The 22,329-nt window shown below is 48.9% G+C and carries 22 protein-coding genes and 1 riboswitch; all 22 genes read right to left on the reverse strand.

Annotated elements, in window-relative coordinates; all coding sequences use genetic code 11:
* Positions 1 to 139: 139 nt before the first annotated feature.
* The 22 genes from HP552_RS17275 to spoIIR all read right to left on the reverse strand — a co-directional run bounded on the left by HP552_RS17275 (position 140) and on the right by spoIIR (position 22,081).
* The gene (locus HP552_RS17275; protein WP_175396660.1) at positions 140 to 874 is read right to left on the reverse strand and encodes a M23 family metallopeptidase; all 735 of its coding nucleotides are present in this window, start codon (positions 872 to 874) and stop codon (positions 140 to 142) included.
* Between the two features lie 882 nt (positions 875 to 1,756).
* Entirely contained in the window at positions 1,757 to 3,103 is a 1,347-nt protein-coding gene (gene spoIID / locus HP552_RS17280; RefSeq protein ID WP_175396661.1) for a stage II sporulation protein D, read from the reverse strand.
* Positions 3,104 to 3,502: 399 nt separating this feature from the next.
* Entirely contained in the window at positions 3,503 to 4,849 is a 1,347-nt protein-coding gene (gene murA, locus HP552_RS17285; RefSeq protein WP_175397057.1) for a UDP-N-acetylglucosamine 1-carboxyvinyltransferase, read from the reverse strand.
* Between the two features lie 519 nt (positions 4,850 to 5,368).
* On the reverse strand, positions 5,369 to 5,626 hold the full coding sequence (locus HP552_RS17290) for a DUF1146 family protein (RefSeq protein WP_175396662.1): 258 nt from the start codon (positions 5,624 to 5,626) through the stop codon (positions 5,369 to 5,371).
* Positions 5,627 to 6,231: 605 nt separating this feature from the next.
* Positions 6,232 to 6,636, reverse strand: coding sequence for a F0F1 ATP synthase subunit epsilon (locus tag HP552_RS17295; RefSeq protein ID WP_175396663.1), 405 nt, complete (start codon positions 6,634 to 6,636; stop codon positions 6,232 to 6,234).
* 63 nt (positions 6,637 to 6,699) lie between these two features.
* Complete coding sequence (gene atpD / locus HP552_RS17300; RefSeq protein WP_175396664.1) at positions 6,700 to 8,103, reverse strand: F0F1 ATP synthase subunit beta; 1,404 nt, start codon at positions 8,101 to 8,103, stop codon at positions 6,700 to 6,702.
* Positions 8,104 to 8,198: 95 nt separating this feature from the next.
* Positions 8,199 to 9,071 (reverse strand): ATP synthase F1 subunit gamma, encoded by an 873-nt coding sequence (gene atpG, locus HP552_RS17305; RefSeq protein ID WP_175396665.1) that lies wholly within the window; start codon positions 9,069 to 9,071, stop codon positions 8,199 to 8,201.
* Between the two features lie 128 nt (positions 9,072 to 9,199).
* Complete coding sequence (gene atpA, locus HP552_RS17310; protein WP_175396666.1) at positions 9,200 to 10,714, reverse strand: F0F1 ATP synthase subunit alpha; 1,515 nt, start codon at positions 10,712 to 10,714, stop codon at positions 9,200 to 9,202.
* Between the two features lie 16 nt (positions 10,715 to 10,730).
* Positions 10,731 to 11,279, reverse strand: coding sequence for a F0F1 ATP synthase subunit delta (locus HP552_RS17315; protein ID WP_175396667.1), 549 nt, complete (start codon positions 11,277 to 11,279; stop codon positions 10,731 to 10,733).
* Positions 11,276 to 11,764 (reverse strand): F0F1 ATP synthase subunit B, encoded by a 489-nt coding sequence (gene atpF, locus HP552_RS17320; RefSeq protein WP_095291225.1) that lies wholly within the window; start codon positions 11,762 to 11,764, stop codon positions 11,276 to 11,278. The genes HP552_RS17315 and atpF overlap by 4 nt, the downstream gene beginning before the upstream one ends.
* Positions 11,765 to 11,878: 114 nt before the next feature.
* The gene (gene atpE, locus HP552_RS17325) at positions 11,879 to 12,103 is read right to left on the reverse strand and encodes a F0F1 ATP synthase subunit C (protein WP_017691934.1); all 225 of its coding nucleotides are present in this window, start codon (positions 12,101 to 12,103) and stop codon (positions 11,879 to 11,881) included.
* Positions 12,104 to 12,181: 78 nt separating this feature from the next.
* Positions 12,182 to 13,000, reverse strand: a complete 819-nt coding sequence (atpB, locus tag HP552_RS17330; protein ID WP_095291222.1) for a F0F1 ATP synthase subunit A — start codon at positions 12,998 to 13,000, stop codon at positions 12,182 to 12,184.
* 45 nt (positions 13,001 to 13,045) lie between these two features.
* Positions 13,046 to 13,423: an ATP synthase subunit I gene (locus HP552_RS17335; RefSeq protein WP_095291219.1), complete on the reverse strand. Its 378-nt coding sequence runs from the start codon at positions 13,421 to 13,423 to the stop codon at positions 13,046 to 13,048.
* Complete coding sequence (locus HP552_RS17340; protein ID WP_175396668.1) at positions 13,416 to 13,670, reverse strand: AtpZ/AtpI family protein; 255 nt, start codon at positions 13,668 to 13,670, stop codon at positions 13,416 to 13,418. Before HP552_RS17340 ends, HP552_RS17335 begins: the two co-directional genes overlap by 8 nt.
* Before the next feature lie 187 nt (positions 13,671 to 13,857).
* The gene (gene wecB / locus HP552_RS17345) at positions 13,858 to 15,015 is read right to left on the reverse strand and encodes a non-hydrolyzing UDP-N-acetylglucosamine 2-epimerase (RefSeq protein ID WP_175396669.1); all 1,158 of its coding nucleotides are present in this window, start codon (positions 15,013 to 15,015) and stop codon (positions 13,858 to 13,860) included.
* Between the two features lie 38 nt (positions 15,016 to 15,053).
* Positions 15,054 to 15,683, reverse strand: coding sequence for a uracil phosphoribosyltransferase (gene upp / locus HP552_RS17350; protein ID WP_053782842.1), 630 nt, complete (start codon positions 15,681 to 15,683; stop codon positions 15,054 to 15,056).
* 230 nt (positions 15,684 to 15,913) lie between these two features.
* Positions 15,914 to 17,161, reverse strand: coding sequence for a serine hydroxymethyltransferase (gene glyA, locus HP552_RS17355; RefSeq protein WP_095291213.1), 1,248 nt, complete (start codon positions 17,159 to 17,161; stop codon positions 15,914 to 15,916).
* Positions 17,162 to 17,426: 265 nt separating this feature from the next.
* Entirely contained in the window at positions 17,427 to 18,020 is a 594-nt protein-coding gene (locus tag HP552_RS17360; RefSeq protein ID WP_175396670.1) for a TIGR01440 family protein, read from the reverse strand.
* Positions 18,021 to 18,162: 142 nt separating this feature from the next.
* A riboswitch (ZMP/ZTP riboswitch) is annotated at positions 18,163 to 18,244 on the reverse strand.
* A 138-nt stretch (positions 18,245 to 18,382) separates the two neighbouring features.
* Positions 18,383 to 18,955 (reverse strand): low molecular weight protein arginine phosphatase, encoded by a 573-nt coding sequence (locus HP552_RS17365; protein WP_175396671.1) that lies wholly within the window; start codon positions 18,953 to 18,955, stop codon positions 18,383 to 18,385.
* A gap of 126 nt (positions 18,956 to 19,081) precedes the next feature.
* Complete coding sequence (locus HP552_RS17370; protein ID WP_175396672.1) at positions 19,082 to 19,642, reverse strand: manganese efflux pump MntP; 561 nt, start codon at positions 19,640 to 19,642, stop codon at positions 19,082 to 19,084.
* Positions 19,643 to 19,910: 268 nt separating this feature from the next.
* Positions 19,911 to 21,110 carry an L-threonylcarbamoyladenylate synthase gene (locus HP552_RS17375; RefSeq protein WP_175397058.1) on the reverse strand — a complete coding sequence of 400 codons (1,200 nt, stop codon included), beginning with the start codon at positions 21,108 to 21,110 and terminating at the stop codon, positions 19,911 to 19,913.
* Positions 21,111 to 21,421: 311 nt separating this feature from the next.
* Positions 21,422 to 22,081, reverse strand: coding sequence for a stage II sporulation protein R (gene spoIIR / locus HP552_RS17380; RefSeq protein ID WP_175396673.1), 660 nt, complete (start codon positions 22,079 to 22,081; stop codon positions 21,422 to 21,424).
* Between the last annotated feature and the right edge of the window lie 248 nt (positions 22,082 to 22,329).

Raw genomic sequence — 22,329 nt, forward strand, 5'->3', positions numbered from 1 at the left:
TACATTATATGAGGAGCATGCCTATATATTCGCGGTTTAGAGGTGTGACAAGCTTCGAAGGTCCCAATAATTTCAGAAAAGCACAAAAAAGAGCAGAGGGAGTTTCCCCCTGCTGCTTTTATCCTGCGTTAAAAATCATTTATTTTTCCGGAAGATATCCTTGCGGGTTAACCGGCTGACCGTCTTCGTACACTTCGAAGTGCAGGTGGTTGCCAAGCGTTTTTTCCAATTCGTTTACGCCAGCAGATGCAATCGCATCTCCCTGTTTCACTTCATCGTCCTGTTTCACTTTGACGTCAGACAGGCTTTGGTATACGGTTTTGAGGTTATCACTGTGCGTGATTTCCACAACTTGACCTGTCAGCGGATTTTGCTCCACCCGTGTCACTTTACCTCCGAGTGCTGCTTTTACTTCAAACGATTTGTTATCCCCACGTGCCAGGTCCACGCCTGTGTTTGGAATAAACGTATCGTTGTACTGCACCATCGCTGCTTCATGCTCTTCCGTTGAACCTTCGTTCTCATAGAACGGTTTTACAACTGAAATTTCCGACGGACTTGCTACTGGCCATGCAAAATTCTCCGACTTCGCGACAACTTCCATACTTTCTTCTCCACCAACTGCTGTTTCCTCTGTACCCGATGCTCCCGTCTCTACTACTCCACTAGCAGGATCGGAGTTCAGCGTTTTCTCGCCTGTACCCTGATAGACCCACACTAATGTTAGTATAATGCCTGCTGCTGCGATGTAGGCTGCCGGGAAAACCCAACGTTTGGACATTGCTCTTTTCCATGAAGAGGGCTGGCTGGCCGGTACTCCTTGAGTTGTTTTAGGAGTTTCTTCTTGGACTGTTTTTTTGTTTTGTTCATTCATCTTGATCACCTCAGTAACAAGTGTTACCGGGTGCAACTCTTTTATACACGCGCGACTCTAATTATTTTCACGGAGCTTTCAAAGACTGCTATATAAGGCCGATTGGAGTTACACTGAGCCACTCCGCGCGCAGAACAACCTTTCGACCGCTGTTATCCCAGGATTTCCATATTATATTCTCCCAAGGGAGAAATCCGGTGATAAAGGCAAGCTTATGCTTCCGAAGCAGCTTTCTTCCAGAAAGCTTTTAGCTTTGCTTCTACAGGTTTTTTCTGCACTCTCCGTTCCGGTGTAACTATGGTTCAGACTGATATAGCCAAGTCTTAATAGCTCCGGAATGGGTGGTTGGTAGAGAGGCCTGGATTGTCTGTAATGGCCAATCCTTCTATGAAGTGAGTTTATCGGCTGAAAGCGAAGCGACATGATATGGGATGTGATTGCATAAACCAATTCATTGCGCTCTAAGCTCATTAAAGTGAGATGGGAGATTGGCGAGGCCGCGGCGCAAATGACTGCTCCATCCAACCTCGAGATTAGATTATTGGAAATTTATAACAAACCCAAGTGGCCTTATTGGCGACAAATTGACAGCTTGGGAGTTCTAACGAATCGTCGACACCCTAATTACTCTTTTGGGCGCTATTATCGGTTTAATTACGTGATATGTCTTGATATAACGCGTCTGAGATTCGTTAAAATTTCTATTCGTCATGATATGCCTCATAAGGTATCTCAGATTCGTTAGAGTCAATGGTTTATAAAAGGCACAACCTAACCTGCTCATCCCTGTACATTCGTGTACATTCGTGTACATTCGGATTTATCCGGATTTATCCGGATTAATTCAGACTGATTCGCATTTATTCATCCGTATTATGTCTCTTATTTCGAGGCCAGCATCTTTGATGCCTGTCCAAACGAGATGCCTGTATAGTAGTGTTTCAGGATCTGCGTTGCGGTGTGTCCCTCCTGCGCCATGCCGTTTGCTCCCCACTGGCTCATGCCCACACCATGTCCATATCCGTAGGTTGTGATTTGGATCTCATCGCCCTCTGCCTTCCAGCTGAATTGACTTGATCTTAATCCAAGCAGCTTTCGCACCTCTGGTCCGCTGAACGTTTTGCCTGCGATCTGCATTTCCTTAATACGGTGGCCCTCTGTTGTAGACAGCACTTCCATCCAGGAGCCGCCCTCCTGGGCTGTAACCGGAATAGCACTGGCATCCAGATTTAACTTTTGAAGAATCTCGCTGCGCTTCATCGTAACCGTTTCTTCAAACTTCGGGGCCAATGTCTTATCCCACGGACTCGCTACACTTTTCAAATACGGCACGACATTGCCCCATACATCTTCGGCGTTTTCGGTGTAACCGTTGCTAGTGGAGAAAAAGGAGGCGGTAATGGCCTTGCCCTGATATGTCATAACCGCATCACGGCTTTCGCGAACGGCCTGCTGTAACTTCTCCCACTCTTTTGCTTTCCCGAGCCGTGTCCATTCATCCTTCACCTGATCCGGTGGCAGAAACACCTGGTGGTTGACCGTATCCGTGACATCTGCATCCCCTGAAGGTACACCGCTGGTATCATGTGCCGCCAGCCTTCTGACGATAAAGGTACGGGCTGCAATCGCTTGGGCTTTCAGTGCCTCTAACTTGAACTCAGCAGGCATCTCCGCCGCAACGACACCCGTCACATATTCCTCAAGCGGGAGATTCATGGTAGTTCCAGTTGCAGAGAGATAAACTCTTACGTTCGGTTCAGGGTACGTAACGGGTACAGCCGGAGCAGGCGCTGGAGTTGATACGCTGCCTGTTGTTGGTGTGGCCGGAGTCGGCTTTGCCGGATCATTCGTCCGGGGCCAGACCAGAATGGCCGGGATCAGGAGTGCCAGCGCAAGTAAGCCTGATACGGCAGCAGCGGGCTGCCAGCGCTTGGAGCCGCTTGACCATCTGCGACTTCTGCCAAATGCACGCATTCGGCGCCGTTTAACTCGGCGGAACTGATCCAGCTCAATGACGGGCACATGAATACGCCCTGCTGACTCACGCTCTGCCCCCCGGTCTCCTGATTCGGTTGGACCGATCGATCTCCTGTTCTCTGCATAAGGGGTACTGATATCCATTGAGGTTAGCTTGTCTTTTTCCGTTCCAGCATTTGAAGTCTCACTCGACTCCTCCATCATTGGACGGGGGACAAGGGGTACCTTAACCTGCACACGAGCTTCTTTCATTTCGACATACCCTCCGTTGTACATAGACCGTCAAATAATGGTCCTATTGTTTAAATCCATAGTTTAGGGTATGAGCCGTGCCGATCTGATAGAACCTAATTTGAGAGAAACGAAGCATGGGCAACTCTTTTTAATCTTAGATTAACATTGCTCTGCTATAGTGAATAAACCGTTGTTCTACAGCCTTTTTTGCATGACAAGACCCTGCAGTGCATTCTCTAAATGTGTTCTTTCATTTTTATGTATATATACAGCATTTGATCCGATACACTTCCATTAGGACCAGCTATTAATAGAATCAGGTACTGAATCTCAGCTTACCTTTCTTATAGCACTATATGTAAAAAAAGAGCACAAAAAAAGCCAAGCCAGATGGCTTAGCTTTTTGCGATTCATGATTTAGGCCCAAGTCGGTTGCACCTTGAACATTGGCACTTCTTCCTCAGCTTTTTCGTTGGCAGGCTTAGCTGCATCCAGTTTCGGTTCTTCAACCGAAATACGGTAAATGTCAGCTCCCAGTCCATTCAGCTTCTCAGCCAGATGAACATAGCCACGGTCGATGTGATGTACACCGCCGACTTCAGTTGTACCTTCAGCAACCAGACCGGCAATGATGAGTGCAGCACCTGCACGCAGATCAGTAGCCGTCACTTTGGCACCCTTCAGTTTGGCATTGCCTGTAATGATGGACGAACGGCCTTCCACTTTGATCTCCGCATTCATCAACTGGAACTCATCCACATGCATGAAGCGATTCTCAAACACCGTCTCGGTTACAACACTGGTTCCTTCAGATGCAAGCAAGAGCGCCATCATCTGGGACTGCATGTCAGTAGGGAATCCAGGGTATGGTAATGTTTTAACATCCACAGCCTTAAGCGGGCGATCCGCAATAACACGAACACCATTCTCATCCGGCAGGATGGTAACACCCATCTCTTCCATCTTCGCAATAACCGACCCCAAATGATCGGAGATCGCACCTTCGATGTACACGTCACCACCCGAAATTGCAGCAGCAGCCATGTAAGTACCTGCTTCCACCCGATCCGGGATTACCGTGTGCTTCACGCCAGCAAGTTTCTCCACACCCTCGATGCGAATAACCCCTGTACCAGCGCCACGGACTTTGGCACCCATTCCGTTAAGGAAGTTAGCCAAATCCACGATTTCAGGTTCTTTTGCCGCATTCTCCAGCACGGTTACACCGTCAGCCAAAGTTGCAGCCATCATAATATTTTGAGTAGCTCCAACAGAAGCTACATCCAGATAAATTTTTGCACCGCGCAACCGTCCTTGGCTGCGAGCTTCGATATAGCCTTGGCCCAAGCTGATCTCGGCACCCATGGCTTCAAAACCTTTCAAATGCTGATCAATTGGCCGTGTACCGATGGCACATCCACCAGGAAGTGAGATTCTTGTATGACCCATACGCGTCAATAAAGGCCCCATGACCAGAAAAGACGCCCGCATTTTACTTACCCATTCATACGGGGCTTCGCAGGAAGTAAGTTTTTCCGCATTTACGGTAATCACTTCGTCCCGGTATGTAACACCCGCTCCCAGCGATTCCAACACCTTGTTAATCGTCATCACATCGTCTAGAGGAGGCGCGTCAATAATAACGCTTTGTCCTTCTTCCCCTAAGAGAGAGGCAGCGATGATCGGAAGAACAGAATTTTTAGCGCCGCTAACTTTGACACTTCCGGTCAACCTTTTGCCACCGCGGACGATAAATTTGCTCATCATGGTTCCCTCCGCGCTTTTATTCCCTTTTCTTCATTCCGGAGTACGTAAGCCCTCTGTGTTAGCAAGGACTGTTGCTGTGTGTGGAATTTCGACATAACCCGGCAGAAAACGCCCTAGATGTCTGTTCAGAAAAGAATTGGTTTATAATCCAAAATTGATGATAACACTTGCCGTGCTGTTGCCTGCAAACTTGTAAATTAAGCCCTACAGGTCAGCAAAACATCAGGACAGACGGATTGGGATGATTATTAGCCGGTAAATACCGGGGATCCCGTTTATAACCTCATATTAAAGTGAACAATTGTGAATTCCCTAACTTCCATCATAACATTGTTGAATTGTACGATACAAGCATTTTTACATAAAACATCTCAAATTCAACCAATTACACGTCACAAACTTTTCTTAATTCTAGGCCGACAAGTCATACTCTAATTGTTGACACAATCAATCGATGTTATTCGACAATACGCTTGCATGAAGAACCTAACAGATGTTTAACCAACCATCTCAACATTAAAACAAATGACGCAGCATTTGGGTCCATGATAAATAATCAATAACGAACCCCGATACCGCATGACCCAGAATAATCGCGAGCAGTAAATGCAGCAATCTTCCTTGGGCACTCTTCGGCTGCCTGATGATCAGATCAAGCTTCAGGTTTTGCAGAGCCCACCATGCCAGTGCTATACACAGCAGTGAGACGATAATCGAAACTAGCCCATTCGTGCTTAATGATTGGTTCAACTGATTTGTTAGATCAATATCCATATATTCATTACCTCCACATTTGTTGCAGCCATCAGCGTAATTTTGCTTAGTCATCCCCGTTTTGGAGTCCTTAGGATGGTTTGTTCCAGCACAACACGACTGAGTTACTGCTGAAGTCCCCACATAGGGAGTCTTCGTGTTGCCCAATCATCGAGCAGCACCATCTGGCTGTGAATGATCATGGAATTCATCTACGCAGCTGCATTCTCTGCTGACTCTATGGAATATAGGCTCTTTCATCATACATTGTCAATTACATTGATTTCCACTTTGAAAATATTTTAATTTTAAATCACCGGGATTTTGTGACTAAAACGACATAAAAGAGCGCTATTTCGATATCGATCTTGTCATTTCCTCGGAAATAACTAGTAATCTTCTAGCCAAAAATGGGTCTATAAGTGGTAACTATCACCACTACTATAGTCCTATAATATATTCCATTTCACAGAAACGGTGATTGTCATTTACAAAAAATAGCGAGATAATTACATGAATTATCCATTAATTATTTCAACATAAAAATAAAAAATGGAATGTTCACCTTTTTGAAATCAAAGCAAAAAAAGCCCGGCAGATCAAGCCGCCGGGCTTCTTTAGATCGTTTATTTGCCGTATACGTTGATCCGGTTAACCGCTTTTTGCAGAGCGATCTCTGCACGGCGGTGATCAAAGTGGTCCTGGTTGCTTTGGCTGCTGAGACGGCGTTCTGCCCGCTCTTTCGCTGCACGCGCACGATCCACATCGATGTTTTCCGGGAATTCGGCACTTTCTGCGAGCACAACCACCTTATCTTTGCGTACTTCGATAAAGCCGCCGCCTATAGCGACCTGCTTGTTCTCTTTTCCGCTTTTGATAACGATCGGTGCAATCTGCAATGGTGTAACCATAGGGATGTGACCCGGCATAATACCCAGTTCCCCTTCAACACCTCGAACAATGATGCTATCGACTTGCTCCGAATAGACCAAACGCTCAGGTGTTACGATTTCCAACAAAAAGGTGCTCAATTCCATCCCTCCTGAAACTATCCGAAGGATAGCTCGCTTCATAAGGACAATCCTGGATTCAGATTATACCAGTGTTTTGGCTTTTTCCACTGCCTCTTCAATTGTACCCACGAAGAGGAATGCTGCTTCCGGCAGATCGTCATGCTTGCCTTCGAGAATTTCTTTAAAGCTGCGCACCGTTTCTTTAACCGGAACGTATTTACCCGGGATACCGTTAAATGCTTCAGCAACGTGGAAAGGCTGGGACAAGAAACGTTGAATTTTACGAGCACGGTAAACGAGCGCTCTGTCTTCTTCACTCAGCTCGTCCATACCCAGGATAGCAATGATATCCTGAAGCTCATTATAACGTGCCAAAATGCGTTTAACGCCTTGTGCAACGCTGTAGTGTTCTTCACCTACAACTTCTGGTGACAAGATCCGGGAGCTGGATGCCAGCGGATCTACCGCAGGGTAGATACCCATCTCGGAGATTTTACGTTCCAGGTTCGTTGTTGCATCCAAGTGAGCAAACGTTGTTGCAGGAGCCGGATCCGTATAGTCATCCGCAGGTACGTAGATCGCCTGGATGGATGTAACCGATCCTTTTTTCGTGGAAGTGATACGCTCTTGCAATTGACCCATTTCTGTTGCCAGCGTAGGCTGGTAACCTACCGCGGAAGGCATACGTCCGAGCAAGGCAGATACTTCTGAACCCGCTTGAGTGAAACGGAAGATGTTATCGATAAAGAGCAACACGTCACGGCCTTCTTCATCACGGAAATATTCCGCCATCGTCAGACCTGTGAGGGCTACACGGAGACGCGCGCCTGGAGGCTCGTTCATTTGTCCGAAGACCATTGCTGTTTTGTTGATAACGCCGGAATCACTCATCTCGTGATACAAGTCATTACCTTCACGTGTACGCTCACCAACACCCGCAAATACGGAGATACCGCCGTGCTCTTGCGCAATGTTGTTGATCAATTCTTGAATCGTAACGGTTTTACCTACACCGGCACCACCGAACAAACCGATTTTACCACCTTTGGCGTAAGGAGCCAGCAAGTCGATAACTTTGATACCCGTTTCCAGCATTTCTGCTTGGGTAGTCAGTTCATCGAATGCAGGAGCAGAGCGGTGAATCGGGTTTTTATGTTCAGCAGCTACCGTACCGCCAGTATCAATCGCTTCGCCGAGTACGTTAAATACACGACCCAGTGTCGCTTCCCCAACAGGTACAGAGATTGGAGCTCCTGTATCTACGGCTTCCATACCACGTACGAGACCGTCCGTGGAGGACATCGCGATACAACGTACCCGGTTGTCACCCAGATGTTTCGAAGCTTCGAGTGTAAGACTTACACTTACGCCGCTTTCGGTTACTGTAGTGATCGTAATGGCATTGAGGATTTCCGGCAGACCGCCGCGATCAAACTCGACGTCAACAACCGGACCCATGATGCTCACAACGCGTCCTTTGTTCATCTTAACGTTCCCCTCCTACAAGCCTGCTACTTTGACAAAAATAATGTTCCGTTCGCTTATCTTTGCAGTGCAAGCCTTCATTAAATAAAAAACGGTTAGCCTTGTGCTGCGTTGGCACCTGCCACAATTTCCGTAATCTCCTGCGTGATCGCTGCTTGACGGGCACGGTTATAAGTCAATGACAAATCGTTGATGAGTTTGGATGCATTTTTGGTTGCATTGCCCATCGCCGTCATTTTCGCACCCAGCTCGCTCGCCTTACCGTTCAGAAGTGCACCATAGATCAGTGTTTCCGCATAACGCGGAAGCAGAACTTCCAGTACAGCTTCAGCTGACGGTTCGTACTCGTAGCTTGCAGTTGGTCCTTCCGCAGCAGATACCTCAGGTGTTTCCATTGGAAGAAGACGTTCTACCGTAGGAATCTGGGTCAACGCATTTACAAAGCGGTTATAACAAATGTACAATTCATCAAATTCAGCCAGTTCAAACCCACGAACAGCTTCGTGTGCGATGGATTTGATATCTGCAAATGAAGGCGAATCCGACAGATCCGTAGTCGTGGAAGCCATCGCAATTTCACGCCGTTTGAAATAATCGCGTCCCTTACGTCCGATGACGAACAACTCGTAGTCATTCTGAGAGTTATGTCGCTCTTTCAGCGTCAGATTAACCTGACGCAAAATATTCGCATTGTATCCACCTGCAAGTCCACGGTCCGATGTAATGATCAGATAAGCTGTCTTTTTGACCGGACGGCTCTCGAGCATCGGATGCTGGATTCCTTGCGTGCTTGATGCAATACTAGCCACAACTTCTTTCAGTTTCTCCGAATAAGGACGGGCTGCCTCAGCTTTTTCCTGCGCTTTGCGCAGTTTTGCAGCTGCAACCATCTCCATTGCTTTGGTGATCTGCTTGGTGCTTTGTACGCTTTTAATTTGCCGCTTAATTTCGCGCATGCCTTTTGCCATGATTTCACCACCTCAAAACTTTGGCGAGCCAAAGTTACTTCGTAAGCATCATCTTACTTTGACGGGGTCAAAGTTTTACATGCAGACATGCGGAATCGGTTTAACAACTCCGCAGCTGCATCATCTATTTAGACAGAGACAGCAAAGCTCTTTCTGAACTTCTCGATTGCGCCTTTCAGCGCATTTTCGTTGTCTGCAGTCAATTCTTTTGTATCACGGATGGACCCGAGAATTTCCGGATGGCTGCTCTCCATGAACGCGAGGAACTCACGCTCGAAACGAGTAACATCACCAGTTGGAATTTCATCCAGGAACCCTTTAACCGCTGTATACAAGCTTACAACCTGCTGTTCAACAGGCAGAGGCTGGTTTACACCCTGTTTCAGGATTTCCATCATGCGAGCACCACGATTCAGGCGGGCCTGAGTGGCTTTGTCCAGATCGGAACCGAACTGGGAGAACGCTTGAAGCTCACGATATTGAGCGAGGTCGAGACGCAGGGAACCTGCAACCTTTTTCATCGCTTTGATCTGAGCAGAACCACCGACACGGGATACGGAAATACCTACGTTGATCGCCGGGCGTTGTCCAGCATTGAACAAGTCGGCTTCCAGGAAGATTTGTCCGTCCGTGATGGAGATTACGTTCGTTGGAATGTAGGCAGATACGTCAGAAGCCTGTGTTTCAATGAATGGCAGAGCGGTTAAAGAACCACCACCAAGTTCATCATTCAGCTTCGCTGCACGCTCCAGCAAACGGGAGTGCAGGTAGAAGACGTCACCCGGATATGCTTCACGGCCCGGAGGACGACGAAGCAGCAAGGAAAGCTCACGGTATGCAGCCGCTTGTTTGGTCAAGTCATCATAGATAACCAACACGTGCTCACCTTTGTACATGAAGTACTCACCCATCGAACAACCGGAATACGGTGCGATGTACAAGAGTGGGGATGGATCGGATGCTGCTGCAGTTACAACGATTGTGTACTCCATTGCGCCTTTACGACGAAGGGTTTCCACAACTTGTGCAACTGTAGATTGTTTTTGACCGATAGCAACATAGATACATTTCATGCCGCTGCCTTTTTGGTTCAGGATCGCATCGATTGCGATCGACGTTTTACCTGTTTGACGGTCACCGATGATCAACTCACGTTGTCCGCGACCGATTGGAACCATCGCATCAATCGCTTTGATCCCTGTTTGCATCGGTTCATGAACCGATTTACGATCCATTACGCCTGGTGCTTTACCTTCAACCGGACGGAATTCCGTTGTAGCGATTGGCCCTTTGCCATCCACTGGAATACCGAGCGGGTTCACAACGCGTCCAATCAATGCTTCGCCAACCGGCACTTGCATGATTTGACCTGTACGTTTAACTTGATCGCCTTCACGGATGTCAGAGTAAGGTCCCAGGATAACGACACCGACATTGCTCTCTTCCACGTTCATGGCGAGGCCCATAACACCGCTTGGGAATTCAACCAACTCGTTGGACATGACATTCTCAAGTCCGTATACACGGGCGATACCGTCACCGACCTCAATAACCGTCCCGACTTCGACTACATCGATATCGTTCTTGTATTGTTCGATCTGGCTCTTAATTAATGTACTGATTTCTTCTGGTTTGATACTCAAGTGTCCTCACCCCAATCTACTGTACTCGTCTGTTAAAAGACTGCTCAAGACGTTCGAGCTTGCCAGCCAAGCTGCCGTCATAGATCGTATCGCCAATGGCGACTTTCAATCCGCCCAGCAGAGTCGGATCGACAATGTTCTCGATACGAATCTTTTTATTCACACGGCCACCGAATTCACGGGCTACCGCTTCTTTTTCTTCATCTTTCAGTGCATAAGTCGAGTAAACGCGCGCATCAGCAATGCCGAGCGAATCGCCCTCGATCTTCAGATAATCACTCAGCAGAGCTTCCAGCAGTTCAACGCGACCACGCTCGATCAGGAGCAGAACAGTGCGCAGGACAGGTTCGGACACTTTGCCGTCAAGGCTTGCATGAAGCACGTTCCGCTTGGCTTCGTCAGAGATGTTCGGAGATACGATAAACTTGATGATCTCGGAATCCCCGGTCAAACCGCTGACAACCGCACGCAGTTCCTGTTCAACTTCAAGCACCTGCTGCTGCTGGAGAGCGACTTCGAACAATGCTTTCGCATAACGCTTGGCAACAATCGTATCGCGGCTCATTGTCGGCCCCCTACCTCATTGAGGTATTGGTTCACAAGCTCCTCTTGTGCAGGACCGTTCTCAACTTCTTTTTTGATCAATTTGGAAGCAATCTGAACGGAAGCTGTACCCAGTTCGCTGCGAAGGGCTGCAACCGCTTTGTTCTTCTCGCTTTCAATTTCACGTACCGCATCGTCTTTCAGACGATTAGCTTCAGCTTTTGCATCAGCCAGAATGGATTCAGCCTGTTTGCCGCCCGTTTGTTTGGACTGTTCAATGATGTCGTGAGCTTCTTTGCGCGCTTGCTCCAGAGCTTGTTTTTGCTCCTCCACATAGGCAATGGCCTGTTCCCGAGTCTGAGCAGCCTCATTCATCTGCGTCAGCACGAGTTCACGACGTTTTTCCATGATGGAGAACAAAGGACCGAAAGCATAACGGCTAAGCAGCCAATATAAAATTGCAAATGCGATAATCGCAAGAAGCGTATTTTCCCATACGAAACTCAATCTGTTCACTCCTTCCTGGAGGTATCCTTGAAACGTTCATCCGCAAGTACGGACATTACCTAAAAAGAAGGCGCGGATGGCTATGGCCTTCCCCGCCAAACCTTATCAATTTAATTAAGCCATACCGTAGAACATGAACGCGAGAACCACACCGATGATCGGCAATACCTCGATCAGACCTACCCCGATAAACATTGTTGTTTGAAGAGTGGATTTTGCTTCCGGTTGACGGGCAATTCCTTCTACTGTCTTGCTGATTACCATACCGTTACCGATACCTGCGCCAAACGCGCCCAGTCCTGCAACAATTGCTGCTGCGATTAATGCCATTGCTCCCATTTGTATATCCTCCTTAAAATGATAAATCGAATTTTTTATTGTTCAGCCTAGTGAAGAAATCTTCGTAGGGCTTGGAACTTAATGTTCGTCGTGCGTCTCGATGCTCTGTGAAATGTACACCATCATCAAGATTACAAAAACAAATGCCTGGATCGCACCGATAAAGATACTGAAGCCTTGCCATACCATCAGCAACGGAATGGCAGCAATTGCACCAAACACTTTGAACGTGGTCAGCTTCAGGATTGTTGTGATCAGTACCTCACCCGCGAAGATATTCGCGAATAGACGCATACCGTGTGTCAGCAGCTTGGATGCCGTCTCAATCAAGTTGATGGGCAAGAACAAGGCGAAAGGCTGAAGGTAGTGCTTGAGATATCCTCTCGTGTTGCGGAACAATCCAAGTCCATGAGATACCATGAACGCTACAAGAGCCAGTCCCATCGTTACCGATAAATCAGCGGTAGGTGATTTCCACCAGGCCAGTTCAACGTGTGGATGTGCTTCAGGGTCCTTGGCATGCGCTTCTTCAAACGCATCAACCGCTGTAACGATCGGCTGACCGAACACTTGCGCATGTTCTGCGCTATCCACTGCGGTTACCGCCTGAAACGGAAGACCCAACATGTTACCGACAAAGATGAACATAATCATGGAAAGAGCGAGAGAGATAAAATGTTTCCCTTTCTTCATATCCATCGTACTGGAAATCAGATTGCGGACGAATTCGACTGCCCACTCCATAAAATTTTGCAGCTTGCCGGGGTTTTCAACGGACAATCTCCGTGTAGCCAGGACAGCAAAGATAAAAACGAGGGCACCTGTAACAACAAGCATCAACACAACCGATAGATCCAATCGAAATCCGCCAAGCATAATAATTGGAGCTTCATGCATATTTTTCTCACCCCTTTCTCGACTTGAAAGCTGCAGCACCTAACTTCATTCTGCTCTGCGGGAATAGACGATCCCTATAATCAGTAAGGAAAATTGCGCAATGACCAGACCGCCTGCAACCGCGTATGTATTGAAATACTGCGGAAAGCGCATCGATATGAATATACCGAGCACAGCGAGTGCCGCTCTTGTCAAAAATCCCAGGTTCACACGCTTCAAGTTACCTTCTGCCGCATCATCAGACATTTTCCTTACTTTGTAGCCCAGGTAAAATGCATTGATCCAGCTAATTCCCGTACCCAGGGCCAGTCCCAAAGCAATTGTCTCCACACGTGGCATAAAGGCCGCTGCGAGAAAACAAATCATAAGAAAGTACATGATGAAAACAGTCATCCATCTGCGGTATCTGGTTAGTTCACTCATCACTGTCCCCCATGAATTTTTTCGCGATAAAGTAGATGCTTACACCGCCTGCGGCCAGAAAAAAGAGAACGCTTACGGCGATCCATATTCCATTACCTCCAATGGTCTTGTCCAACCAGGAGCCAGCGTAATATCCGGCAACAGCGAGAATGGCAATCTCGATCCCAAATGCTGTCACGAGCCCCATCGCTTTCCATACGTTATCGTCATGGTTACGGGATGAATTTGGTTTGTTCGAATCGGCCATTTTCCACGCCACCCTTGCAATCCCAGTTAATTTTACTGAATGATGAGAGCCTTTGTCAATTGATTGATTTTAGCGTTTTAAAGGGTAAAACGGCAGGTTTACAGGCCCCCGGGAGCCCATAAACCCGCGTAAACCGTACAGTTTAACTGTATGCTGTACCCTTTGGAATTCAGTCAGAAAAAACGAATTATTTTTTGAATTTTCTGTGAAATGATTCCGGACGTTCATTATTTATGCCAAAATGGTGCAAAATCGCATTGACAATTCTTTCCGAAGCATGTCCATCACCGTATGGATTGGCAGCTTGACTCATGCTTGCATACAGTGTTTCGTCTGTAAGCAGAGCTCTGGTCCGCTCATATACACGTTCCTCAACCGTACCCACCAGCTCCAACGTTCCGGCTTCGATGCCTTCCGGGCGCTCCGTGGTATCCCGCAGAACGAGCACTGGCACACCAAACGAAGGCGCTTCTTCCTGCAAACCGCCTGAATCCGTCAAAATCAAGTGAGTATGCGGGTAAAAATTATGCAAATCCACGACGTCTAGTGGATCAATCAATTGAATACGGGGATGATTCCCCAAAATCGCGTGAGCCGGCTCCTTCACAGCAGGACTTGGATGCACCGGATACACGATGGCAATATCTTCGAACTCGTCGGCAATCCGTTTGACGGCCTGGAATATGTTGCGGTGAGGCTCGCCTTGGGATTCACGGCGGTGAGCGGTCATCAGCACAAGACGTTTGCCCTGTGCCCATTCAAGTACCGGATGTGTGTAATCCTGCCGTACTGTATATTGAAACACATCTGTTACCGTGTTGCCTGTGACATACGTACTAGACTCCGGTTTATTTTCTTTGGCAAGGTTGGAGAAAGACCAATCCGTCGGTGCAAAATGCAGGTCTGCAAGCACACCGGTTAACTGACGGTTCATCTCTTCCGGGTATGGAGACAGCTTGTTCCATGTACGAAGACCGGCTTCCACATGGCCCACCTGAATCTGCTGCAGAAACGCAGCATAGCTGGCTACAAACGTAGTCAGCGTATCCCCGTGAACAAGCACGATATCGGGTTTCGCTTCGCGCAGAACAGGCTCCAAGCCTCCAAGCACACGAATCGTAATTTCATTCAACGTCTGACGATCTTTCATGACGTCCAGATCATAGTCCGGTTGAATGTTAAACACCTCAAGAACCTGATCCAGCATTTGACGATGCTGTGCGGTCACACAGACGATGGATTCGATAGATTCGGGATGTTTCTGAAGTTCCAAAATAAGCGGAGCCATCTTGATGGCCTCCGGACGAACTCCGAATATCGTCATGACTTTAATTTTGTTGGACATTCAAACAAAGCCCCTTTTCTATTCAGCATGCAGCATGCTTATTTAGTGCCGTACAGACGGTCTCCTGCATCTCCCAGTCCGGGAACGATATAACCGTGATCATCCAGACGGTCGTCCAGTGCGGCCACGTAGATGTCCACATCGGGATGTGCATCCTGAACTGCTTTAACACCCTCAGGAGCTGCAACAAGGTTCATCATTTTGATTTGAGTGCAGCCGCGTTTTTTCAACACGTCAATAGCAGCAATGGCCGAACCACCAGTTGCCAGCATCGGATCAATCACAATCAATTGGCGCTCTGTCACGTCTGTAGGCAGTTTGGTGTAGTATTCTACCGGTTGCAGTGTTTCCGGATCACGGAACAGACCGACATGTCCAACTTTTGCAGCTGGCAACAATTTCACAACGCCATCGAGCATTCCGAGTCCTGCACGCAGAATCGGCACCAGTCCGAGCATACGTCCGGAAATGACTTTGCCTTGTGTTTCAGCTACAGGAGTTTGTACATCAATTGTCTCCAGTTCAACATCTCTTGTAATCTCATAAGCCATCAACGTTGCTACTTCGTCCACCAATTCTCGAAAATCTTTCGTATTCGTACGCATATCGCGTATAAACGTCAGTTTGTGTTGAATCAAAGGGTGATCACATATTACTAATTTTCCCATCTAATTTGTCCCTCCGGTAAGTTCTTCATGTTCAGCATTTCCAATAATGCCTAATCATCATTCATAGGCCCGATAAATCCTGTATATTATATCATCACCTACACCGAATTACACCATCAAAGGACATGTAATCATTACAGAAAACCGAATACTATAAAAATAGGACCGGAAACTTGGCATGTTCCGGTCCTTTTTGCTCTAGATGTGGGTTGTTTCCATTGGTGAATGGACTAGTATTTCAGATCAGTGTACAGCGGGAATTGGTCCGTAAGTGCCGTTACTTCTGCACGAGCTTCATCCAGCTTCGCTGTATCTTTCGGATTTTTCAATGTTTTGGCAATGATTTTACCAATAGCAACCATAGCCTCTTCGTTCATACCACGGGAAGTGGCTGCCGGGGTACCAATACGAATACCACTGGTTACAAACGGGCTGGTAGGATCAAATGGAATTGCATTTTTGTTCACGGTAATACCGATGGAGTCGAGAACATGCTCGGCTTCCTTACCTGTGATGTTCACGCTGCGTGTGTCGATCAGCATCAGGTGGTTGTCTGTACCCCCGGATACGATGTTCAATCCTTCGGCAATCAATGTTTCTGCCAATACCTGAGCATTCTTCACTACGTTCTGTGCGTATGTTTTGAATGAAGGCTGCAGCGCCTCACCCAATGCTACCGCTTTGGAAGCAATAACGTGCATCAAAGGTCCGCCTTGGGAACCCGGGAATACGGCTTTATCAATCGCGGCAGCCCAGGATTTGCGGCACAGAATCATACCACCACGAGGTCCGCGCAGCGTTTTGTGTGTTGTTGTTGTTACAAAATGAGCATGTGGAACCGGGCTCGGATGCAATCCGGCTGCAACCAGTCCTGCAATGTGGGCCATGTCCACCATGAACAATGCGCCTACGTCATTGGCGATGGAAGCCAGTTTTTCAAAATCAATGGTACGCGGATATGCGCTTGCACCTGCAACGATCAGACGAGGGCGATGCTTAAATGCCGCTTTGCGCACTTCATCATAATCGATCAGGAACGTATCTTCCTGTACGCCATAAGCCACGAAATTGTACAGCAAACCGGATGCATTCACCGGGCTGCCGTGAGTCAGGTGTCCACCATGAGCAAGGTTCATGCCCAGTACCGTGTCGCCAGGTTTCAGGGCTGCAAGGTACACTGCCATATTCGCTTGTGCTCCGGAGTGAGGCTGCACGTTCACATGCTCAGCACCAAACAGCTCCTTCGCGCGGTCACGTGCGATATCCTCCACGACATCCACGTGCTCGCAGCCACCATAATAACGTTTGCCTGGGTATCCTTCAGCGTACTTGTTCGTCAGTACAGATCCAAGTGCCTCAATTACCGCTTCACTTACGATGTTCTCGGATGCAATCAGCTCAATGTTGTTCTGTTGACGTTTCAGTTCAAGATTCATCGCTTCTAGTACTGCAGGGTCATTCTTGCGCAATTGTTCCATGTTTAATTCCTCCCAGGTATAAGTGAAGTTATAAAACGAAACTGTCAGGTTACACTTGCCACTTCGAATGCAGAACCATCTTCAGATCGCTGTTATCCCCGGATTTTTTTGAATCCCCTTTATAGGGAAATCCGGTGATAGCCTGTGCTTCCGATGCAGCTTTCTTTCAGAAAGCTTTCAGGCGAACACTTCGTTTCTCTAGATTGGTTCTGCACTCTCCGTTTTCGTGTAAACATTATTTTCGCTTTATAGTAGGTTGAAGATTTTAGTCGCAAAATGTCGAATCTGGTTGCTCTTCCATACGATACACCGCGCGTTCGCCGCCAATCAACTTCGGACGGGTCAAGGCTGTCGTTACACGGGCTTCCCCGATGTAGCGAAGTGCTGTACGGAACGGGACTGCCACATGCCGTAAATGCATGCCAATCATCGTTTCCCCGATATCCATTCCCGCGTGAGCCTGCACATGTTCGGCCAGGCAGGGATCACTCAGCGAGCGATATGCTGCGGATGCCATGGAACCGCCTGCCTTGGGAACGGGGACGGCCCCCACCTCGGTCAAACCAAGACGTGTGAGCAATGAACGCTCCATCACCAGCGCACGGTTTAAATGTTCACAGCACTGGAACACAGGCTCGAAGCCGAATTCCTGCTGCACCTCGCGGATACCCGCAAGAAGCTGCTGTGCCACTTCAATCGCACCACTTGTACCAATTTTCTGGCCTGCGACTTCACTTGTACTTGTACCGATCACCACGATCTGTCCAGGCCCAAGCTGTCCGGCATGTGCCAGTTCTCGCAGAATGGATGCGGTCTGTTCCTGCAATCCGGGTTGTTCCGAATCTAACTCAATAGTCATCCTATCGCCTCCCGATAAAATCATGCCTGACTTCCTCACGGCTGCCCGATTTTGTATTCATGCACGGCATTTCAGGTACTATTATAGCGAATAATCAGATGAAAGACGAAAAAAAGAGCAGTCTGCGGGTACCGCAGAATTGCTCTTTTGCCCAGGCGACCGGCCGTTTGTTCCGGTGCTCCATTGTGGTTGTGCCCACTTCGTCGCCAGTTACACCGGATCCCTGTTTTCCCCTTCATCATAAAACAACCTGCGTCTAAAATCAACGGGTATTTTACACCACATGTTCGTTTTTTCATATGAAACGGAGTCTTAAGATTCGATCGTTACCGCCCAATTACATTTCCCCGCACAGCACCGGTTTATCCCAACTTGTCCAGAAGCCGATCCAGTGCGGTCCTGATCTCTGCAGCAGCTATATTATAATCGTCACGGCTGCCGCCGAACGGGTCGGATATATCAAAGCTCGGAATGCGTTGGCGGATCTCAATCACGCGCTCACGCTCTGACGCCAGAATCTCCTGACCCAGTGCACGTTTCAGCTCCAGTGTCGCAAACAGGCTGTCCAGTTCCTGAAGATCATTCAGAACCTGCTCATCATTTTCCACATACTCTTTCAGGGTATACGTCTTGTGGACCGAATCCGGGAAAACCTGCATTACATGCTGCTTGTGGCTTCGCGTCAATGTAAGGATCAGATCGGCCCAGCCAATGAGGCTCGCACTAAGCTGCGTGGAATGTGCAGGTCCCTCCACTTGATGATCTCTTAATACGGCTTCGGCATGACGGGAAATCGGCATACCAGTTGTTGCTGCTACACCAGCAGAACGAACCTCTACCTGAATGCCCCGTTCTGAAGCCAGCTTGCGTAAAAGCCCCTCCGCCATGGGGCTGCGGCACGTATTCCCTGTACATACAAACAAAATATGTTTCATTGTGATAGCCTCCCCATTTCGCAAATGTTGTCGAATGATGCCATATTTTAATTTTAAACGAAGCATATTTGAAAGAAAATAGGTATGACTGCACAATGCTGCAAGCATTCCGCGTGAATGGCTGTTTTAAAATATAAACAATAGCCCGAAAGCGAGCAGAATGGCTCCACCAATCGCTTCACCGTAATCACCAAGGTTTTGACTCACTCGTCTTCCCAGCAGCAGTCCCATCACGGACATGATTCCGCCACATGCGCCGAAAGCCAGTACCGTCAGTACCAGATCGCTGCTAAACATGCCGAGTGACACGCCGACGGAAAATGAATCCACACTTACACTGAGCGAAAACAAAATTACACCCAGCATGGATCGGTGATCCACCAGTTTTGTGTCTCCTTCACGGAACGCATTCAAAATCATGTGACCACCGAGCAAAACGAGCAACCCGCCTGCAGCATACGTCGTAATGTTTCCAAGGAGAGAACTGACGTATTTCCCCGTATACATACCGATCAGCGGCATGATGACATGGAAAAGGGCTGTGACAAAACTGATTCGCAGCACGTCGCGTAAACGAATGCCTTTCATGCCTATCCCAATGCCAAGCGAGAAGGCATCCAGCCCCAGAGCGACGGCCATGATCAAAATGGTTACCAACTGCCCCAAATGGGCAGATACATCCCACATCCCCATACCCCCAAGTCACGTAAAGGTTCTTGTACACGATATGCGGACAAGGACACAAACATGACGGGAGATAACCTTGCGCTTCCATTATTCCAAATGTATTCTCCCGAATAGAACATATCCCTTAAGTGAGAGATTCGGATAGGAAGCAGAGATGTAAGCATACGGGCGTTAAAAGGTATGGTCCTACCGGCAGGCAGCGAGTATCGTTGGTCGTCACTGCCTGCCGATTAGGCGGACCGGAGAGACAGCAACTCCGGTCCACGTGTTACTGGTCACCAACCTGTATCAGTTGGTGACCCGCCGCCTTGAGCAGCCGATTCATGACGGCTGCTCCCAGCCCTTCGCGTGAGCAGGCTTCAGCCACAATATATGTGGCGCCCTGCTCATCGCAGCTGCGCAGCGCGGCATACAGCCGGCGCGCTGCTTCTTCGAGCTCGCTGGCATCGCCCAGCGAGAACACGGCATCGGCGCGGTACTGCTCCGCGTGCTCGGCGAATGCCAGCACCGCGGTGCGCTCTCCGCGCTGCGCCGCCTCCGCGAGGGCGGCGCTGATCCAGGCCGCCACGGCTGGCGGCGGCCCCTCTACCACGCACAGCGACCCTGTGGGCGCATAGTGCGTGTACTTCATGCCCGGCGAGCGCGGCGCCGGGCTTCCCTCGCCAACGGACCCTTCGGCGAGAATCGCCGGGTCCGTGGCGACACGGGCGGCGACGGCGGACAGCTGTTCCGCCGTAATGCCGCCAGGGCGCAGGATGGTGACGGTACCGTCGTCACCGACCTGCACCACCGTGGACTCGACACCCACCCCGGTGGGGCCGCCGTCCACAATGCCGCCGATGCGGCCAGCCAGATCCTCGCTCACATGTGAAGCGAGCGTCGGGCTTGGCCGCCCGGAGCGGTTGGCGCTTGGCGCGGCCACTGGACACTCGGCCGCGGCAAGCAGCTGCAGAGCCACTGGGTGATCCGGCATGCGTACGGCCACTGTATCCAGACCGGCAGTAACCCGCGGGGAAACTGCCCCTGCCTTAACCGGCAGCACAAGCGTAAGCGGCCCTGGCCAAAAGGCCTCGATCAGCGCTTCCGCCGCTTCATTCACTTCCGTAACCAGCGGATCCAGCTGGTCGCGATGCGCAATATGCACAATCAACGGATTGTCTGACGGGCGGCCTTTGGCTTCAAATATCGCCTCTACTGCGGCTGTACTGCGTGCATCTGCGCCTAATCCGTATACCGTCTCCGTCGGGAACGCTATTGTCTGACCTTGACGAATGCAGGCTGCGGCAGCCTGCAAGTCGGCGAGCGCCTGCTGATAGGCGCTCCCCTTTTTCACAACAGATCCATGTGCTGTAGCCGTCAGCGAGTCGACTTCTGGCCCGGAAGATGACTCTTCCGCATGTTCACTCATAACAGAATTACCCACAATATGAGGAGGTTTCTCGTTCAGCAATGCTCTAACATCCCACATGGAGGTAGGTGATCCTCCCTGAGTTTCCGGAACGCTGTTTTCTGTGAAAACATCTTGTTCATTTTTTCTGTTCATATATCCATCATCCCTAAACTCCAATAGGTTAGTAAACGCGTCCTCTACCTTGGCGGTAGCTGTCTTGCTTATATTTCGAATACCTATAATTATAGCATATCTGTTCAACCTAAGAATGGGCTCCATGTCTCTCCGCGCAACCCCGTATCAAGGCAGCATTCGGAAACCCGTAGTAAAAGGATCAAAAGGGCAGCTCCCTGAATCGAAGTTGCCCTCCATTATGAATGCTCGCAGTATTATGCAAACAATCCAGCCACCCAATCCCACACCTTGACAGCCAGATCCACCAGGAAGAAACGCGCTTCAGGTGTACTTCCTTGGACGGACGCTTCAGCATCTCCAGGCTCAGTTGCCGCAGCAGATACGGTCGTTGGCTTCGCCAGCGCATCCCCCGTACTTGCATCGATGAAGCACAATGGCGGAAACAGCACACACCACCAATTCTGGCCCTTTCCTTCTCCCAGTGTTATACGCACTGCTTCGTAATCTCCTGCGGGATATACAGTGCCTCCATATAGTTTGGTTGGAAACGGAACAACACCGAGCTCTACCTGATAAGGGTAATCCAGTCCACGGCTTGCCAGTTCTTCGCCCACCCGATCTTCAATTTCAGACAAATGCTCGCGAATGACATGGCGCGCTTCATCCAGACTCTGCGGGTTGTCCAATTCTGTAACCCACCCGCTCATCTGAGCAACAACGGCATCCCGAATCTCGCGTTTGACCAGTTGATCCCCTGCTGCATCCGAATTGGCGAGAATGCGCAATCGAATGGATTGTTCCGGAATCGCTGCAGCCGCCAGAGCTGCATCCGTCTTTTGACCTTCCCACATCATAATCATCATCATAAGACAAACCATAATAAGTCCAATTTGTTTCACTACCCGTCTGCTCATTCCGTTTTCCCCCTCGGCTCCCGTGATCATGCTCCCTGCAACTCTCTCATGTCTATCAGTATGCCCGGAAGAGACAGAAGTAAACCTAGTATAAAACATAAATCTAGCATATCGATTCTCTCATTCTAATGCTGATGAACAGCTATCGAAAAAAGGCCAATCCACACCTGGCTCAGGGCGGATTAACCATACTCACACGTTACCGTTGAACAACACTCTATTAACTTACAGAATCTATTGATGTACAA

It is taken from the genome of Paenibacillus xylanilyticus (assembly GCF_013359935.1).
Lineage (GTDB): Bacteria > Bacillota > Bacilli > Paenibacillales > Paenibacillaceae > Paenibacillus > Paenibacillus xylanilyticus.

Excerpts from the sequence above, each read along its gene's own strand:
- HP552_RS17275 (WP_175396660.1), bottom strand. The coding sequence starts at position 874 with ATGAATGAACAAAACAAAAAAACAGTCCAAGAAGAAACTCCTAAAACA.
- spoIID (WP_175396661.1), bottom strand. The coding sequence starts at position 3,103 with ATGAAAGAAGCTCGTGTGCAGGTTAAGGTACCCCTTGTCCCCCGTCCA.
- murA (WP_175397057.1), bottom strand. The coding sequence starts at position 4,849 with ATGAGCAAATTTATCGTCCGCGGTGGCAAAAGGTTGACCGGAAGTGTC.
- HP552_RS17290 (WP_175396662.1), bottom strand. The coding sequence starts at position 5,626 with ATGGATATTGATCTAACAAATCAGTTGAACCAATCATTAAGCACGAAT.
- atpD (WP_175396664.1), bottom strand. The coding sequence starts at position 8,103 with ATGAACAAAGGACGCGTTGTGAGCATCATGGGTCCGGTTGTTGACGTC.
- atpG (WP_175396665.1), bottom strand. The coding sequence starts at position 9,071 with ATGGCAAAAGGCATGCGCGAAATTAAGCGGCAAATTAAAAGCGTACAA.
- HP552_RS17315 (WP_175396667.1), bottom strand. The coding sequence starts at position 11,279 with ATGAGCCGCGATACGATTGTTGCCAAGCGTTATGCGAAAGCATTGTTC.
- atpE (WP_017691934.1), bottom strand. The coding sequence starts at position 12,103 with ATGGGAGCAATGGCATTAATCGCAGCAGCAATTGTTGCAGGACTGGGC.
- atpB (WP_095291222.1), bottom strand. The coding sequence starts at position 13,000 with ATGCATGAAGCTCCAATTATTATGCTTGGCGGATTTCGATTGGATCTA.
- HP552_RS17335 (WP_095291219.1), bottom strand. The coding sequence starts at position 13,423 with ATGAGTGAACTAACCAGATACCGCAGATGGATGACTGTTTTCATCATG.
- HP552_RS17340 (WP_175396668.1), bottom strand. The coding sequence starts at position 13,670 with ATGGCCGATTCGAACAAACCAAATTCATCCCGTAACCATGACGATAAC.
- wecB (WP_175396669.1), bottom strand. The coding sequence starts at position 15,015 with ATGTCCAACAAAATTAAAGTCATGACGATATTCGGAGTTCGTCCGGAG.
- upp (WP_053782842.1), bottom strand. The coding sequence starts at position 15,683 with ATGGGAAAATTAGTAATATGTGATCACCCTTTGATTCAACACAAACTG.
- glyA (WP_095291213.1), bottom strand. The coding sequence starts at position 17,161 with ATGGAACAATTGCGCAAGAATGACCCTGCAGTACTAGAAGCGATGAAT.
- HP552_RS17360 (WP_175396670.1), bottom strand. The coding sequence starts at position 18,020 with ATGACTATTGAGTTAGATTCGGAACAACCCGGATTGCAGGAACAGACC.
- HP552_RS17365 (WP_175396671.1), bottom strand. The coding sequence starts at position 18,955 with ATGAAACATATTTTGTTTGTATGTACAGGGAATACGTGCCGCAGCCCC.
- HP552_RS17370 (WP_175396672.1), bottom strand. The coding sequence starts at position 19,642 with ATGTGGGATGTATCTGCCCATTTGGGGCAGTTGGTAACCATTTTGATC.
- HP552_RS17375 (WP_175397058.1), bottom strand. The coding sequence starts at position 21,110 with ATGTGGGATGTTAGAGCATTGCTGAACGAGAAACCTCCTCATATTGTG.
- spoIIR (WP_175396673.1), bottom strand. The coding sequence starts at position 22,081 with ATGAGCAGACGGGTAGTGAAACAAATTGGACTTATTATGGTTTGTCTT.